The sequence below is a fragment of the Arthrobacter sp. P1_B11 genome, assembly GCF_056406715.1.
The window spans coordinates 1-17,661 of sequence record NZ_JBFTZQ010000034.1; the positions used below are offsets into that span (position 1 = coordinate 1).

Here is a 17,661-nt window from a genome sequence, read left to right on the forward strand (position 1 = left end):
TCGCTAACAACGCCCGCCAACTCAACCTCGGCGACGTGGACATGCGACGACTCCGCGACGATACGGCCCGGGCGCAACCGGGCCACTGGGAATAGACCCGGCCCAGAACATGGTGCCGGCCCCGAGCAAACAAGCGAAGGGCCGGTACCAAGTCCCCAGAACCCCGGTACCAACTACCCAGACCAGCAGTTCCAACAAAAGCTATCTGCCACTGCGCTACCGGGCGCTCACCGGCTACGGGCGCAAGGAGCTGGAGAAAGCAGTCGAGGATGAGTTCCCATATCTGCCGTCGGGCTCCCAGATCGTGCTGGACCGGGTGGCGCAGAATGTGGTGCTGGACAACATCAAGGCACAGCTGCGGTTCAACAGGGCACAGCTGGTCCGGGACATCGCCTCGTATGCGGAGACCGAGCTGGAGGCCTATCTGGAGCGGTCCGGGAACGATGTGAAGTCGATCTACCGTTCGACCAGGGATTCCTGGACCGGTTACCTTCGACAGGCGGGGCTGATCGAAGGGTTCTCGCCGTTGGAGGCGGCCCTCAGCGGGAGGATCCAGGAGCTTGCGGATGCTGATGAGAAGAAGCTCCTGAGCCGCATGGCTGCGCTTATCCACGTGGACGACCCGGAACGCCGCTGAGGCGTACTCGATGCTGGTCAGCCCCGAGGCGCCTCGCTACGCGGAGCTTGGAATGCGTGAGCAAACATTCGCCCGGATGCTGTTCTACACGCTGTGGGACGACGGCGGCGGTTTTCAGACGTACGACGCCGGGCTGGACTGCCTGCGCGGCTACGAGTTTGTGTGCCGTGAGATTCGCCAGGTCGTGAAGCTGGGAGTGGCTGCATCGAAACACGCAGCGAAGAGCCTTGGCGCAGGGCTGCAGCACTTAGGGCTCTGCTACGGCAGCCCCGACAGGGTCGTGTCCCTGCCCGAACCAGGAAGCCTGCCTGTACTGGACGGCTGTGTATGACCTGTCTCCCATCTCTTGTCTTCTGTACCCAAGAAACTACGGACTTTAGCCCGTAGGTGTGGAAGGTACCTTCACCCTTCCAAGAAATGGCCCCCTTGTTCTCTGCGTTGTCCTGATCATCAGTGAGACGCACCCCCCAAGTTCCATCTGGTTACGGGTAGTTATTGACAGGAGACCGTGATGCTGATTCGTTCAGCTTCAACGTCATGTCCTCAAGCTACCCCGGACTGATGCTCGCGTCGGTACCAGTTGGCGGGAACTCGGAATCCTTGGAAGGCCTAGGTCTGGAGAACTAAACCGTCCGGACCCCACAAGGGCTGCAAAGCCTGAGGAGGGAGGAAACCCTTGGAGGTTTAGAACTGACCTTTTACTTGTCCGCCTGGTCGGGTTCCCATTCATCTTGGCGATCACGCTTGTCCAGGTCTTAATCATTTGGTCGAAGCCAGTATCCTGAGTGGCTCCTGCCATCCCACGCAACTGGTCGGCGACCCTTTTCCCGCCGACCAGATGGTTTCCAGTCACCGAGCCGGGTGAAAGCCTAGGCTTGTGAGGGTCATGTTCTTTCTTTGCCTTGGACGGGGAGCGCCGGTGCCATGGTGACCGGATCACCTGGGACGGCAAGACGCCACCTACCACCGTCGATCTCCGCGCCGATTCCGACTTCCCCGGCTTCCATGGGGACCAAACGGTGACTCACGAAGGTTCCCGCTCGTGGGGACGGCAGCCCGAGTGCGGCCGCGATTTCGGGTTGAGGATGATAGTGCCCCAGAATGACGATCCCCTCGTTCCTCAGCTGTTCGCGAGCCTCACGGACCCGCTTCGAGGAGTCGATCTGCTGGGCGACCGTCTCCACGGCGGAATGTTGAACCAGCTCACCTTGTAAATGACGGAACAACATGTTGACGGCTTTCTGGCCCGAGGATTGACTGACGGCCGCCATGGCCGTTTCGGGATGCTTAACAAGCACGTTGGCCGGTAGGGCACAACCGTCGAAGACCCATAGAACCTGGTCGATCCCGACCTGGGACAAGCGGGGGCGTCCCCGGTCCATCGATGCCACTCCTCGCGAGTCAATGCCGGGGCGAAGGATCCCCAGGCTGAATCGTGAGACCTCCTCGTTGGCCCATATCACCAAGTATGGCAATTCACGTTGTTCGGGGACGGGGCGGTCGAGTGTCCAGCCGTCGATCCGCTCACTCCATGTACAGGCGACGTCGTACCCGGCGATCTGGAGCGAGGTAGTGATGCCGTCTTCGAGATCAAGTACCCGTTGCAGCCAGACTTCGATGAGTGGTCCGATATGAGCTGTTTCTGCTTTCGTCAGCTGGGTTAAGTCCCACCGCCCTGTCCGTCGACCGTCGTAGGCTTGGTCGAGAGCGTTTCGGATAGCACGGCCGCACCGAGTGCCCTCGGGGTCGACTGCTTGAATCGAGCCCTTCATGTGGTGGATTTCTGGGTCCTGGGCGGGAGCAGGTGGAACAGCTGTCGTCCTGCGGGGACGCGACTTCAGAGCCGGTTCGGGTCGTTTGTCCGGGTCAGGGGAAGTGGGACGGGCCCGTCGTGTCCTCCGGGATCTAGCAGTGTCTTCCGCATTCCCTTGTTCTTCTGCTGCCCATTGCGGGTCGTCGTCGAAAAGAGTGAACGGGTCATTGGAGGCGTTAGCAGTCATCGTCCATCACCTTACATGCACAGGGAAATGCTCATCCTCCAAACGGGGGGATGACGTGACGTCCAGGCGTTTGGGGACCGATGTCGGTAGCCCTTTCCGGGCCCCTTAATCCGCGGCGTTGGGGATACTCGCATCGAATGCGAAACCCTCAGTGGAGCCAATCCTCCACCAGTGACACGTAGGTCGTGCCAGCTCCGTCCGATCGTGGGAGGCTACGACCGCCGTCTTAGACTCGACCGCGCGCCCACCTTGAACCTCTTACTAGCCTGGTGGAAACCCAACCTAAGTCCTCCGGCTTTCACGAAAAGGGTCCGACACTTGATTGGGGATCCCACCAACCCCGAGGTCCTCGCAGTACCGGAACGTTGGGAGGTGGACCGACCCACCAAAGTTCCCCACCCCATCCCTCCGGAGTACACCCTAGATGCTCGCCCGGGCATCCATCAGGACCGTGCGGAAAAAGCCGGGCACGGACTCATCCCCCACCAGGAGCTTACGATCCAAATAGATGTTGTTGCGCTCGCAGGAGGTTTCGGAGGTAAGGCTGCATGCGTGGCAGGCGGCCAGGTTGAGGCTGTTCATACCTTGTCCCCGACTCTCGGCGCATACGGGGTTGTTGGAGCACCGGTCTGCGTCCTCCACCGCACCCAGGAGCAGCCGGGAGAAGTACCGGGCCTCGCCCAAACGGACAAGGCCACCGAGGGTGCCCTGGGCATCCCCACTGCTGGTGTAGATCAACAAACCGCCCTGCGGGTCAGGGCCATCGTTTGAAGCGTAAATACGTTCGGACAGGGACGACGCGGAGTACCCGCTTTGGAACTCCAATCGGCGCATCAATAGGTGTGCCAGGGTGTGCAGGAGCACGTAGCGGGGGTGGAGATCGGAGATGACAACTCTACGGTTCGCAAGCTTCGCCCCTCGATCAATCCAGTGCCGTGTCCGCCGCTGGACGGAGGGCTCGGCCTCCCAGGTGCGCAGGGCCTCTTCGTCGAAGCGTAGGAAGATTCCTTCTCCGAACTGTTCGATGGCCGGGTACCACTTGAGGCCGTCGATACTTCCGAGGTCCACACGGGTGAAGTCCTCCTGCTCGTAGCGGCGGAAACCTCGCAGGGCTCGGACCTCCCGCAGTCGACGGACCAGCCCGACGTCCGAGACCAGTCCGGCCAGTCCCGGCAGTACGCCTGGTTCTCGGGGGTAGTCGGAAGGGTGCACGTCGAAGTCGGGATTCGTCACATCCGCGTCCCCGGCCAGGACCCTGTCGAACGCCGCCCATTCTCCTGAGTGGAGGGTGCTCTGCAGGTGTGAGGTGTCTGAGGCGGGGTCGGTCGTCAATAGTCGGCGGACCATGTGCTCCGGGGCTCCGGTCTGGGTTGCGATGAGCGGAACCGCAAGATCGAACAGCGGGCCCTGCTGCTGCCCGAAGACGCCCTTGAACATGTCGTTCTGGAGAACGCTGTTACGCAGGGCTTGTGTAGCCGATTCCACTTCCGGGATGTCGATCGCCGACGCTGTTTCTGCCTGGTAGACGCTGGTGGACCCTCGTTGAACGACCCGCAGTTCACTGGTGCACTCCTTGGTGGTGTCCTGCGGCTCCCACGGCTGCCGGCCCCAGCACTTGTACCCTTCCTCGGCTAAAGACGTCTCCCGACCCAGCGACCCGAGGTTCCTCGCTGAGTCACAGGAGCGACATATGACTCGCAGCGAGCGCAGTCCTTCGCCTGCTCCCGGGGTGGTCCGCAGTTCCAGGTGCTCGAAGTCCCTGCACTGGTGTTGCTCGTCGTTGGAGGACTGGAAATGGGACCACCGCCGCCAATCGACGTCCTGAATGTGGCCTCCGGCTTTGCAGACGGCGATGAAACGCATCGGGACCATCGGTCCTGAGCAGCGGGAGCAGTTGTTGGTACTGGCGCCGTTCTTGTGATGGACCCGGTCGGACATCAGGGTACAGTCCTGGCAGAAACGCCATTTCGGGAAGCGTCGGTAGGGCAGGGCGAAGCTCGGGTTGCGGCTGAATTCTCCGGCGGTCGGGGGGCGACGCAGCTGCAGGACCCCCAATGCCCGTTCCAGCGGCGGGCAGGACAAGGGCTCGCAAGTCTTCTCGTTCCACGTGGCTGTGTCCATGCCGATGAACGATTCGCTCTTGATGTCGACGATGGCGCCGACCCCGAACGGGTATATGGTCTCCTGCAGTCTGAGCTGACGCATCTGCGGTGTGTTGTCCTGCCCTGCCGTGGCTTTGGGACTCATGCCTTTTCCCCGATGATCTTCATGTTGATGTTCAAATCGACGCTACGCATCGAGTTCATGACCGCCCATCCTTCTCGGTCCTCGTCGAAGGCGCGCATCAGAGCTGGCTCGTCGTGTTGTGCCCGTAGGGGCTGGTACCGCAGCGTCGATACTCCGGTATCGGGGTCCGGTGAGGTGCGGATGCGCCATTGGTCGATTAACCGGTCGAGATGCTCTTCTGTGGCCTGGTACTCGTCGGGGTCCGAACGTTCCACGACCTCCAGAATCGTTTCCCGGACGTTACGCACCACGTTGGAATCGGCTCGGAAGAGTACTGCCTGGGAGTCCTCGCGCCATGAGCTCAGGTGCCTGACCATGGTCACCAAGACCGCTGCTAAGGAGCGGTGCCTGGACGCGGTGGACCATGGGGTCACACTGGTCGGTTCCACACTGCGGTAGAGCGCCTGGTGGTAGCCCAGGAACGATTCGTAGTGGGAGCGATCGCGGGGGCGGGTCGCGCGGTACAGCGTGACGATGACACCCGGGACGTCGCCGCGTCCGACGCGACTGGTGGCCTGGATGTACTCAGAGGTGGTCTTGGGTTGACCGTTCATGAGCATAAGGGCCAGCCGTGGGACGTCGATACCGACCGAGAGCATGTTCGTGCAGGCGACAACGTCCACAGCGTCACCTTCGTCGAGGCCGCGTCCGAGTCGTTGCAGGGCCTTGGGAAGGTCCTCGGCATCCACGCGGCTGGTCAGCTCCACCATCCCGTCACCACGGATCTGACGTGTGCGGCCTTCGGGTCCACGCCGGGTGGCGAGCAGACTGTTAACGTCGTCGCGGATGAGGGTGACGGTCCGCCCGAGTTCGCGCAGGCTGTTGTGGTAGGCCACGGCCGTCCAGTAGGCGTCGGTGCCCCTCACATCTTGGGGTCCTTGTGCGGCCCGAGCGGGTGCTTCGAGCATGGCGACCATCGCACGCACCACGGAGGTGGATTGAGTAAAGGCCTGAGGCATGAGCCCGATGTAAATCCTGCCCGGGGCGTTGGGGTCCTCTGTGGGGCGGGCGAAGTAGCTGTCTTCCTCGTTGAGCCCTGAGGGCGGGAACAATTGGACCTTCCGGGCCATGAGGCCCTTGACCTGATCATCGGCGGAACGGATTGTCGCGGTGGAGGCGACGATTTTCGGGCGCCCGCCGACTTCCCCGATGATGCCCAGGACGGCAGCGTCATAGATCGCGACCGTGGTGCCCAGGGGGCCGGAGAGTAGATGCATCTCGTCCTGGAGGATAAGCGACGGCGGTTCGTTCGCCCCGGCGCCAGCGCCGAGGAGGACCCCCGCCTCCTGCTTGAAGGGCAGTCGCGCGAACTTGTCGACGGTCGCCAACAGGATGGTGGGCGGGTACTTGTAGATCCTCTCGTCGACAACCTCGACGGGAAGCCGGTCGTGGAAGCGGCAGGTTCGGTCCGGGCAGCGGAGCCAGATGTCTCCGGCCGAGTGGTCGGCCCCGTAGGCCTCGGCGTTCTCGGATCTGGTCGCAGGCATCATGCGGTGCCCACACCAGGGGCATTCGGTGAGCTGGAAGGGGTTGTCGGGGATTTCCCGTCGCCTGGTGGCCTCCAAGCGGTTGATCGCCTCTTTCTGCGTGCCGGGGGTGGTGGCGTTACCGACCCAGAGGCCGATGGTGAACGGTGCCATGCCCCGGGCAAGTGGATCGGTCACCCGGAGGCGTTCCATGGCGCACACGAGGGTCGCGGCGCGTTGGAATTGTTGTGTCGTGAGCAGGCGCAGGGTGTAGCGGGTGATGACGGCCGTACCGCCACCTCTGATCCCGTGCTCGATGCGGCGCCGGAAGATTTCGAAGGCCGCCAACCCGAGGTAGGCCTCGGTCTTGCCTCCACCGGTGGGGAACCAGATCAGGTCCACGAGGTCCCGGTCCCGGTGGTCGGCAACCGCGGTGCTGGTGAGGGCGACGAGGATGAACCCCAACTGGAACGGCCGCCACGTCGGTTCGCGCCGCGGTGTGTCTTCCTCAGCCCCGGAGGCTTTCGGGCGATTCGATTGGAGCATCTGCTCGTGCATGGCGGCCATGGCCAGACGGAAGGCATCCCTGGCGCTTGAGGATTCCTCGAGCAGGGTGATGCCTTCGTGCATGCGCGCAACGGCATCGCTCTGTCGGTCGGTGATCCGACCGGCCGCCGGACGGTGGTGGTCGGGGAGCCCTCGTGCCTGGTCCTGTTGTTCCTGGGTCCAGTGTCGGTAGTCGTCGACGAAGGTCCGAAGTTCGGTTAGGACGTTCGCGGTGTCGTCCTGGATCCAGGTAAGACGGCCCAGCCGTAAGATGTCGGCGGTACTCTTCTTGGCCTCGACGGTCGGGACGGTGTAGCGCGGTAATGGGTCCAGGGACACGGAGGCGCACTCGCCGGTGTCGTCGCGATCCCAGCGCACCGAGGTGCCGTGGCCGACTGCGAAGACCTGTCGGTGTCGATAACGTACCGCCAGTTCTTCTTGTTCTGAATCCAGTCGGAGGTCTTCGACCGACCGGTAGGGCAGGATCCGGCCCCCGACGGAGCGCACGGTCATACCGACCTGGTAAAGGGCGTCCTCGGTGTGGAGTTGTCCTACTCCTTCGTCGTTCTTCGGGGCTTCGCGGGTGTTGCTGATGGCCACAGTGACCAGTGAACTGTTCTGGCCGAACGGTCGGCATCGTACGTCCAGGGCCACGCGCCCGTCCCCAGGGCCCCCCGAGACGGTTCCTTGCTCCCAGCGGATGCCGGTGAGGTGGTGGCCGTGGCGCCGCCAGGCGGTGTGGGTGTCGGTCCTCTCCTCGGTGTAGGTGGCGTATCCCAGGTCGATGTCCACGGAGTCTCCGTCGTGGATGAACGACAGGGCGCTGGAGGAGGGCTGGTAGGCGTTCGCCATGTCGATGGAAGGTTCCTCGGTGCCGTCGGTGCTGTCCTCGGCGGTGGTCGCCTCCACAGCGAGTTGTACCTTCTCCTCCTCGTCCTCGGTGCCGGTGCCGATGCCGATGCCGACGGGGTAGAGGACTCCGACGAGGTAGGTGGCGTTCGGTTTGTTCCTGAGCAGTTCCTCCGGTCCGTCGATCGGGCCGAGGTAGTGCTGTTCGAGGTGCTCGACGACGCGTTGTTGGCGTCCGAGGGCTTCATGCATTGTGGGCACCGGCCTTTCCTACTTGTTGCTGGAGGTACTGGAGCGCGTTCCGTCCCATGATCTGGTATGCGCCGGGGGAGCTGATGACGTAGAGGGAGTACCTGGGGCGGGTCATCGCGACGTAGGCGCCGGCCCTACCCCTGGTTGTGTCTAGGTCCTCGACGTCCACGACGATGACGTGTTCGCGTTCGAGGCCTTTGATGTCGGCTGCGGTGACCACCTCGTAGGACTGGTTGCCAGCGGTGTAGGTGGCCGGCATTCGGCCCTCGACGGTAAGGATCGACGTTGAGGGGTCGGTGGCGGCGCTGATGATGGTGATCTTCCTCCGGGCGACACCTTTGTCCCGGAGGGTTGTCAGGCGCCCGTCCAGGAGACGGTGGGCTTCGTCAGGGGTGCGGACCTGCACGATCGACGCATCCGGTCCTTCCCCGATGCGTGGGCTTCCCAGGTCCACCCCGAGATGGGACTGCACCGCGGTCACGACGGTGCGGGCGTTCCGGACGTTCCTGGTCAGGTCGACGATGATCGCACCGGCCTGGATCTCCTGGTACACGCCTTCGTCGAAGACCCCGTTGAGGTGGGTTTGGTTGTTGGGGTCCAGAAAAATCCACCACCGGCCCTCCTGCAACCCGCCGCGCAGGGATTCGGAGAGCCGGCTCATGTCCTCCAGATTCAGTAGGTCCTGGGCTTCGTCGACGACGACGACGTCGAAGACGGGGGTGTCGAGGATCGCATCGAAGGGCACCACCTGGACAGGACTGTCGTCCAACAGCTCAGAGGCGAACCTGATGATGCCGGGTGAGCCGCAGACGAAGGCGACCGAGCTGCCGTCTGCCACCGCCCGTCGTGCCGCTTCGATCGCGACGACGGTCTTGCCCGTCCCGGCCCCGCCCAGGACCAGGACCCGTCGGTTGCGTTCGAAGGCCCTCATGGCGTCGACCTGTTCGTCGGTCATGGTGACGATGTTCTGGTCGATGAGCATCTCGGTGTCCGGGACGGTGCGCATGGCGTCGACCTCGCGGCGCAGGTGGGTGATGACCCTTGAGAGGTTCCCCATTGGTCGCAGGGCCTGGCGTCTGGGGTGCTCGGGGTCATCGGGTGGTGTGCGGGCCAAGCGGGCCAGCGCGTCTAGGCTGCGCTCCAGTCCCGTCGGGGTCATCCTGTCCAACCCGATGTGTTGTTGCGGGACCCATTCCGTGTCCGGGGGCAGGTTCTGGTCTGGGGTCACCACGGCGTAGGCGAACGGCCACCCGCCCTCGTCCGAGTGCCTGGTGAGGATGTCCAGGAGGGCGAACGCGGCGTCCTTGACCTGCACCCAGGGGCTGCGTCGTAGGGGATGGTGGGTGCCTTGGCGGTCTATGGAGTACCAGACGCCGTCCTCGGTCCGTCCAATCCGCCCTCCTTTGACCTCCAGGACGAGGATCGCCCCCTTCCACAGGACCACGAAGTCCGCCTCGCCCATCACCTGTTTGCGGTGCCTTGGGAGGTGGACCGAGTGGTAGGCCACGCCGTCATCGGAGCGGATCGCCGTGAGGAATTCGGCGACCTTGCGTTCGGCGCGGCTTTGGGCGTCGATGTACTCGGTCGGTGGGATCAACCTCATGAGACCTCAACCCCCCAGTACTGGGTGAATCCTCGGTATGCCAAGTCCACGTCGACGTTCTCGATGGTGTCCTCGAGGTTCACCACCAGGCACCGTTCGGATCCACGGTTTTTGGGTCCGCGTAGTCCACGACCGACCATCTGCACGTACTGGCTCTCGCTCAACGTCGGTCGGGCGACGTAGAGGGCTTGGATCTGCGGTGCGTCAAAGCCTTGCGTCAACAGGTCACAGTTGACCAGGACCTGGAGGGATCCGCGCTTGAAGTCGGAGATCACCTTCGAGCGTTCACCACGCGAGCTCCGGCCGCTCACCGACGCGGCCTGGACGCCCTCGCTCTTCAAGATCGTCGCCAGGACTTGGGCCGAGAGCACCGAGGGCATGAACACCAGGACCTGCCAGTCCTCGGGTAATGCCAGAATGTGCTTGACGATGCCCTTGGTCCGCTCCCGGTCCGCACCCACCTTGTCCAACGTGTCCTGGGACAGGTTGTTGCGATTCCTCTCCGAATCACCAAGGGTCAACCGAGTACCCGGAAGGACCTGATGATCGATTCGTGCCAGAACCTCGCGATCCTGGAGTTCCTTGATCGGATCGGGGCCCAATGTCTGCACGAGGTTGTTGCCGAACCGTCTGGCCAGCAGAGCCGTCGCCTCGGCGTTCCTTCCTCGGTAAGGAGTGGCCGACAGGCCGATCAGAGGGCGCTCACGGTTCCCGAGATCCACTCCCAGACGTTGGAAGAGCCTCCTGTACGTCTTGTTGTCCGCCGCCCGATGTGCCTCGTCGACGATCACGGCGACAGGAGCATAGATCCAGTCGTAAGAATCATCGTCGATGTGCTCGTAAAGCATCGCGTCGGTCGCCACGACCACGCTCAACTCCAACTCGGGTGCCTGCGGCCGGTGCGTCCCGAAGAACCGGTTAATGCTCAACGACCTCTCGTCGGAGAGTTCTCGCCACACCTCGCTCCACGTCGTGATCGCCTGCTCACACAGCTCCTCCGACTGTGCGATCCACAACACAGGACCAACAGCCGCGAAATCGTTGTTCAAGAACGCCATGACCAACGACTCCACAGCCACCCGGGTCTTGCCCGCACCGGTCGGCAACTCCAACAAAGCCTTATCGGCGTGGCCGGGATTCGACCGCAGACAGAACCGCAGCTGCTGCAAAGCTTCTTTCTGATAATCGTGCAACGCGCCGAGGCCCGGCTTACCCATTACGGTCTCCGCCGCCGGCCGCGAGGGTTTGGACGTCCCCGCGAAATCCGGGGTGAATCCCAAATCCGTGACGAACCGACGCGCTGGCCCCAACCCACCCCACTTCTCAGGAGGCGTCAACCCCAGAGCCCTCAACTCATCGGTGATATAGCTCAAACTGTCTGTACCGTACGAATCGAGGAACAACCGCGCCATGTCCTGTGCTCGCACGTCGGTCCCCATCGCACCGAGGGTCCCCGTCAGACCATCCGGGAGCTTCGCATCCAACTGCTGCGGCGACGCCAACACCCTCAACCGGTCCTCGTTCGACACCGCGGCACGACACCGTTCTCGCACCTCATTCGCATCAGCAGCAGCGAGCGCCTGCACCACACCGTCGATATCCGAGGCACTGAGCCCCAGACCGACTTCCTGATTGATCCAGGTCAACAGGTCATGAACACCCCTCCTGTCGGAAGGATCGCCGGTCACGTAAATCGTCCCGTCATGAAACACCCGCCCCAGGAGCTGCTCCTGCGCACCGGTCGGCGTCATATGACGCGCCACGATCCCAGCGCACTCCGTGATCGTGAGCCGCCGATCCTTCCGGTCCAACAAACCCTGCAACGTCGGCACACAGTCCGTGAGCAACACCGCCTCGGCCGGCTGCTGCGCGATTACCTCGAACCGGATGGCGCTTGCGGCATCCTGAAAGTCCGCGTGCTCGAAGAGGACGTCGCGGAGGGTCTCGTCTTCTACGAAGAGGTAGGGGTTCTTCGATCGCCGCAGGACGTTGACCTGCTCTTGATCGGATGCGATGAAGATCTGCCGTGCCGGGACCAGATCGATCACCTGGCCCAGTACGGCCGGGAGCTCACCTGTCCACCGCTGTTCCCCGCGGATCCTCGGTAGGACTGCGGACAGTAAGGTCAGAAGAGAACTGGTCAGGGCGCCAGTGGCCTGCATGCCCCGGCCTGCTCTCATACCCTCCACGAGGATGTCGATGTCGACGTCCTCGATGGATTCGGGCAACGGCAGGATCCCGAAGTGTGAGTTCTTGGGTAGAGGAACCCAGGGGAACAACGGTTGCAGGACAGGTGACACCAAGCGTGCTGCGGGTACGACGACCCCGAGCAAGGTGTCCGCCAGTCCCCACGCCCGCGCAGCCCACAGGTGCGGGGCTGTCACTGAGAAGGTCTCTGACCCATTAGGGCTGTATAGGGTCCATTCTCGGGTCGCATTCACCCGGAGCAGGGCTTCGGTGAGCTTCACTAGGTCATCGGTCAGGCTGGAGCCAAGGGCGGACAGGTTATGAAGCAGACCTATGGGGCCTGCGCCTCGTTCCTCCGCGAAATACCACTCCTGGGGCGCTGAATCCCTGTCCTCGACCTGCGCCTTCCGAACCTCGTCCACCGCCCAGGCACGATACTGCGCGAACTCGGGTTCCTCGATCACCGGGTACCGGGCCGAGAAACCCGTCACAATCCCCAGGACCTTGATGACGTCCTGGGTGGCGAAATTAGCCGCCAGCACACGATCCGGCCAGGGAAGGTTTACGGCAGGGCTTTGAAGCGCGAAGACTTCCTCACTATCGCGCCACGTCGAGGCCTTCGTCCTGACCTTGACGATGTTGCCCTCACGCCGCCACTGCTCCAACTGCAGCACCAACCGGCGCGGCTCCAGATTCAGCGATAGGTCCCACAAGTCCTCCCACTGACCATCCGTCGACTCAAGCCCCATAGTCGAGAGCGTCGACGCGAAAACGAGCTCCGCATCCAACGTCTTGAACCCGAACTGCCCCAGGACCCTACGACAGACCGCACTCGCGACGATGTCATCCACCACCAGTTCATACCCCGACACCTCGGCGCCGCCCTCAGGAGGAAGATGAACCTGCCCATGCTCCTTGAGAGCAACCCGCCGACCCCTGTCCGTGGGCACGATCCGAGCGGAGGCCACGATTCCACGAATTGTTTCCGAGCCAATACCCGAAACGATCTCCAACGCCGTTCCCGAATACCTCACATCGTCGACGTCGCCGAGCATGCTCAACCACTTTGACGCGTCGAGCTCATTGCTTGACGCGGGAAGATCTCTTTGCAGAAGGGCCCGGGCATCAGCGAACGCTCTACGATGAATGTCCCGCAGGCGTACCCGGATAGCCCCGCTTTTCTCATCCTGATAACACGACACATGCGGCACATTCTCAGGAGTATGAGGAGCAGCAGCCCACTCGGCCATGGCCCTCGCTGGGAGAACGACAGCATAGTCCAAGGCGATGATCTCGGATCCGTGGCGTAGCCGGCCGGTGGAGTCGGGGATAAGAGCCGCTCCCGAGGCCTTGCGGTGGATGTGTGAGATCAAGGCCTTATCCGCTGGGGAGTAGGATTCCTGAGGTCGACTGGGGAGATAGCGAAGATGCCGCGCGGGCTGTTCCTGTGTCCGGAGGTTCGGCAGGGAATCGACGAACAGTTGAGCCAGGGTTTCGAAAATTTCGGCGTTGTACTTCTTCTCGGTCAGGATGTGACTGCGATCCTCACTGAGCGCCCAGGGAGCGTTGAAGATCCCTACGGCGGAGGTCCGTTCGGAGAGGGGGAAGTTGGCCCAGAACTCGCCTTCTTTGCCTTGCGCGTCCAGGGGCATGGCGCAGGTGACGAGGATCGATTTCCGGGCGATTGCATCGTCGACCTCTCGTCGTGCCGCCAATGACGGTTGGTGCTCTCTCTTGAAAATCGCCCATTTCTGGCTACCGAGTCGGGGCCCCGTCAGTTCATAAACCGATTGCCCCGATGATCGGCACAAGTGCTGGACATCCTGGTCGGCGCCATCACGTCTTATGGCGATAGACAGTTCCTCGACGTGGGGTGTGAAGATCAGAAACTGAGTCTGGAAACCGAGGAGTTGTGCCTCCAGGTCCACATGCTGCTGTAGCGGAAGTCGCACAACCGTGCTCGCCCATTCCGTAAGCTCCTGCAATATGACGTCGTCGTCGATCGCCTCCACCGCATTCAGGGCCGTGGGCAGGCGGAGTATCGGCGGGTCCTTCTCGCACGCGCCAACCCCAGCCAGAATCGCACGAGCCTCCGGTGCCCCAAAGTGGAAGCTGACCGAACGGCTGAAGACCTGCGGGTTGTCGGTTACGGCTAGGACGGACTTAAAGCCGAGGCCATATCTACCAATCTCTTCGCCTCTCTTATCGCTGAGGTAGGCATGAGTAATCGCATCAATTCCCGCCTTGTCGAACTCCTTACCGTCATTCGCGCAGTAGAGGTACCGATCCGTCAGAATTAACTTGATTCTTCCCGTTCTTCCCGACCTGAGAATCGCGTCGGCCGCGTTCTGGACTAGTTCGGTGACCTGGCGACGTGAGTAGCCACTCGTGCGGAACGAGTTCTCCTGTCCCACATGCTCCTCGAGCATCTTCGGATCCTCCCGGTAGATCCGCGGGACCACCGAGCGCCATGTCTCCAGGAAATCCAGGAGCACTTGATCTGGCTCGCTCCATAAGAAATCGTGCGTCATTGCTTCCCTTTCCCCAAGTCGACTCCTCGATCCTAACGAGGTCGAGGAGCCTTCAAGCATAAAACCACCCTGAGACGCGCCGTGTGGGCCTTCGGTGCTCACGTTTACGGTGGACTGCTCGATATCTTCTGCCGGCAAGCACCACGTCCTCGTGCTCCCAGAAGCGCAGGACGACACCCATCCGATGGACAGCAGATGGGTATCGGTCCCGCGGCCCGCGTATGTTCTCTTCGAGCTTCGCGCCCCACCAGTGTCATGCTGGTGCGGGGGCAATGTCCTGTGGAGCGGGCAGGAATGCCAGAAAACAGGCGTCGACAAACACCGCCACGTGTTTCCGGGGGACGAGGAAGTCAGCACGACGCCGGGTCATCCCGCGCAGTGGCGCTTTGACCCCATAGCGGAGGCCCCCGGAGGGAACAACGGTTTCCTCAAACGCAACGCCGGAGCGATGTCCCGACGGCGCTGCATCGACATCCGGACAGCGACCCAATAAAGGACAACAGAACCCGCTCATACCGCCGCTCATGGGATCAGGGTCTACCCGACAATCCCTGTTCTTCCGTCCGGGTTTGTACCATCACTTCCCCGCCCGACGCTCGCTGCCGGGTTTTGATCCTCGTCGTGGTCGTCACCAGCGACCGTCTTGGGGCTAGGTGATCTACGGTGGGCGAGGTCCAAAAAACGACTCCAGACACGGGATCCTCGCACTGAGGGGACGCTCAGAGCTGTGACGACACGAGGCTAAGGGCGCCGTCGGTGATGTTCGTGAATTCGTCGTCGGTGTCGATCCACCGTGTTCTTGTTATCGTGTCGAGGAAATCCGGGGCGAATTCGCGACCGAGAGCTGCAGCCAGGACGTGAGCCGCGAGACGCGGTGGAATTGCGTTACCAATCTGTTGGGAGACGTCCTTACCCGACCACGGGTAGTCGGCAGGGAATGTCTGGAGCCGGCCCGCCTCCGACACTTTGAGGCGATCAAGTTCACCCTCATTGGAGAACAGACGATTCCGGGAGACTTTCCCAGTAACCGTGAAAGCTGGTTCCTTGGAAGTGCGCCGACCGCGGGCCTTTGGATCACCGCCGGTTCCGTAATTGGAGACCATTACGAAGGGCTCTACCCGGTCCAGGGTCTTGCCGATGCTCTGATACGGCAGCAACGCAGATCCGTCCGTGGAAACTTTCATCTCTTTTCTCCTGAACCTGTGGTGCGTTGGGGCAGGTAATTCGGGGGTGCGGTTCCGGTTCGCTATTAAGATCGCCCGGCGGCGGGTCTGCGGAACCCCGTACTCCTCAGCATGAAGTATGCCGGTCACGGTCTCGTAACCGAGTGGTTCCAGAACCCTCGCCATGGCCTCCCACACAGGCAGGACTGCCGGCACCTGCTCCAAGACGATCACCTCGTAGGCGTTCCCTGCCTGATGGGCCTCCAGCGCCCATCGCAGCGGCTGGAGCACCAGTCCGGTTCGTTCATCATCCAACGCGGCTAGCTCGGTGGTGACGTCGTCCCCATCGACCATGCGCTCAATGAAAGACAGGACCTGGTCCAATGCCTTACGACCGGCACCTGCCCCGGCCACGGTGTACGTCTGACACGGAGGCCCCCCGGCCAGGATCGTCGCATGGGGGAACTCGGCCGGACCATGCTCCCGTACGTCACCTTGTACGGTTTCCAGCCCGGCGGTCCGTCTGGTTGCGCAGGCATTTTCGTCCCATTCGATACCGGCTACGGACAATCCCAGCCAGCGTGCAGCGACATCCAATCCACCTGGACCGGCGAAGAGATCCACCATTTGAGCGTCAGAAGGGGGTGGGTCCGATTGCACGAAGGTCATGGGACACGATCTTATCGGTCGACAGGTCACCGACGGACCAGCATCGCCGGTTTCCAACCGATCATGAGCAGTTCTCGCCCGCCCGATGGTGCTCCTACCCGGGGTAATAGTGGTAGGGATCGCGTGTTCGGTGTGGCTCTGTGGCTCTGCCCACATGACGTGACTCTTGGAGTTTCTGTCTTTCACCTGATCTGTCCCCCCGGCCGCGATCGCTTCACCTGGTTGCGGTATGGCGTCATAGCGCCGCTGTGTGTCAAACGGCGGTCCTTTCGGCTTGGTGATGGTCGTGCAGAATTCCTCGGCAGAGGACATTGGAGAGGCTTCGTTTGAGTGCTCTGCGGGCTCCGCAGAATGTTTTTCCTTCAGCGATTTTCTTCAGGTCAGCTCCTTCTGAGCCGTACCGGCACCGTCCATTCAGAATGGTGCTGTCACCAGTGATGCAGGTGAGGAAGGCTTGACGTGCAGGGAGCCTAAGCTGGTGGAATGCTGTCATCAGGTCACAAGAAAGGTTCGCCGAGTCCCTTGTCTGGGTCGCCTGAAGGGAAACTTCTGCGCAAATAAGCCCGGCGAGAAGGCGAACCGGTCCAAGATGAGAACATGGCTGATCCTGTTGTTGACCCCGTTGTTCAAATTTGGCAAAGGGCTGGGGACATGGGCAATGTCCTCGTGGCCGCCACTGCCCTGTTCTTGCTCGGTCAGGGCTTGGCAGACAGGCGGCGTGGCCGTGCCCGTGACGAGCTAGTCCAGGCCAGCCGCGTACACCTGAGCGTTCAGGACAACTACGTGTCTGTTGGACCGAACACGATGAACAGAGAGTCGCGCACCGTGCGGCTGAGAAACGACTCAGACCTACCCGTGACGCTGTCGGGTTATGTAACCCTTCACCGAAACGAGGTCTGGTTCGGCGGTGTTCCAGCCGAGTCCCCCATGGCTGGGCATATGAACGCGGAGCCGCTTAGGCTCTCGGACACGATGTTGAGGCCGGGGCAGGAGCTCGAGATTTGCGACTTTCAGTTCGGATGGGACTACGCCGTGGTCCGTTTCACCGATGCAGCTGGCATTCGCTGGGTTCGAGTCTCGAGCACGGGCTCACTAGCCAAGGAATCCGGGCCGCCGCCAGCCCGGTGCCTCGCCTTTCAGTTCCTGGCACAAGTTCCGGGTTTGAAGTGGGTTCTTTCGACGCTGCCTAACAAGTACCTCGTCTGGCGCTTCAAGCGCCGGCCCGGAGTACCGGCGTTCGCTCGCGTTTACCGGTGGCTCTGGGGCTACATGCCCATCGGAGAGCCTGATCCCTGGACATTGCCGCAGGGTGCCAAGGCTGCAGATTGGCCCTATGAGGGAATGCTGAGCCTTGGGCGGTTCGAGCGTGATCGCTCACTCACGCGATGACACGCCTCTTTAGAGTTGCGGGCGGCTAGGTTCCGATAAATAATCCAAGAACGCAAATCAGCCCGAAGGCAGGTTTTGGATCG

Annotated in this window: 9 protein-coding genes; 3 read left to right on the top strand and 6 right to left on the bottom strand. The window is 62.2% G+C overall.

The genetic code is table 11. From position 1 onward, the window contains the following. Positions 1-109: 109 nt before the first annotated feature. Together AC1D14_RS19895 and AC1D14_RS19900 are read left to right on the top strand one after the other, a co-directional pair. Positions 110-637, top strand: a complete 528-nt coding sequence (locus AC1D14_RS19895) for a hypothetical protein (RefSeq protein WP_476969056.1) — start codon at positions 110-112, stop codon at positions 635-637. Between the two features lie 52 nt (positions 638-689). Continuing rightward, positions 690-968 (top strand): hypothetical protein, encoded by a 279-nt coding sequence (locus AC1D14_RS19900; protein ID WP_476969057.1) that lies wholly within the window; start codon positions 690-692, stop codon positions 966-968. Between the two features lie 553 nt (positions 969-1,521). Here AC1D14_RS19900 and AC1D14_RS19905 read toward each other — a convergent pair. From AC1D14_RS19905 to AC1D14_RS19930, 6 genes are all read right to left on the bottom strand, one after another. Continuing rightward, positions 1,522-2,409, bottom strand: a complete 888-nt coding sequence (locus tag AC1D14_RS19905) for a NaeI family type II restriction endonuclease (RefSeq protein WP_476969058.1) — start codon at positions 2,407-2,409, stop codon at positions 1,522-1,524. A 648-nt stretch (positions 2,410-3,057) separates the two neighbouring features. After that, positions 3,058-4,884 carry a DrmB family protein gene (gene drmB, locus AC1D14_RS19910; protein WP_476969059.1) on the bottom strand — a complete coding sequence of 609 codons (1,827 nt, stop codon included), beginning with the start codon at positions 4,882-4,884 and terminating at the stop codon, positions 3,058-3,060. Continuing rightward, on the bottom strand, positions 4,881-8,036 hold the full coding sequence (locus AC1D14_RS19915; protein ID WP_476969085.1) for a helicase-related protein: 3,156 nt from the start codon (positions 8,034-8,036) through the stop codon (positions 4,881-4,883). Before AC1D14_RS19915 ends, drmB begins: the two co-directional genes overlap by 4 nt. Further along, the gene (locus tag AC1D14_RS19920; RefSeq protein WP_476969060.1) at positions 8,029-9,639 is read right to left on the bottom strand and encodes an NERD domain-containing protein; all 1,611 of its coding nucleotides are present in this window, start codon (positions 9,637-9,639) and stop codon (positions 8,029-8,031) included. The genes AC1D14_RS19915 and AC1D14_RS19920 overlap by 8 nt, the downstream gene beginning before the upstream one ends. Then, complete coding sequence (locus tag AC1D14_RS19925; protein ID WP_476969061.1) at positions 9,636-14,357, bottom strand: sacsin N-terminal ATP-binding-like domain-containing protein; 4,722 nt, start codon at positions 14,355-14,357, stop codon at positions 9,636-9,638. Before AC1D14_RS19925 ends, AC1D14_RS19920 begins: the two co-directional genes overlap by 4 nt. Positions 14,358-15,076: 719 nt before the next feature. Beyond that, a complete protein-coding gene (locus AC1D14_RS19930) occupies positions 15,077-16,189 on the bottom strand; it encodes a DNA cytosine methyltransferase (protein WP_476969062.1) in 1,113 nt (370 codons plus the stop codon). A 597-nt stretch (positions 16,190-16,786) separates the two neighbouring features. Here AC1D14_RS19930 and AC1D14_RS19935 point away from each other — a divergent pair. After that, the gene (locus AC1D14_RS19935) at positions 16,787-17,578 is read left to right on the top strand and encodes a hypothetical protein (protein WP_476969063.1); all 792 of its coding nucleotides are present in this window, start codon (positions 16,787-16,789) and stop codon (positions 17,576-17,578) included. Positions 17,579-17,661: the final 83 nt, after the last annotated feature.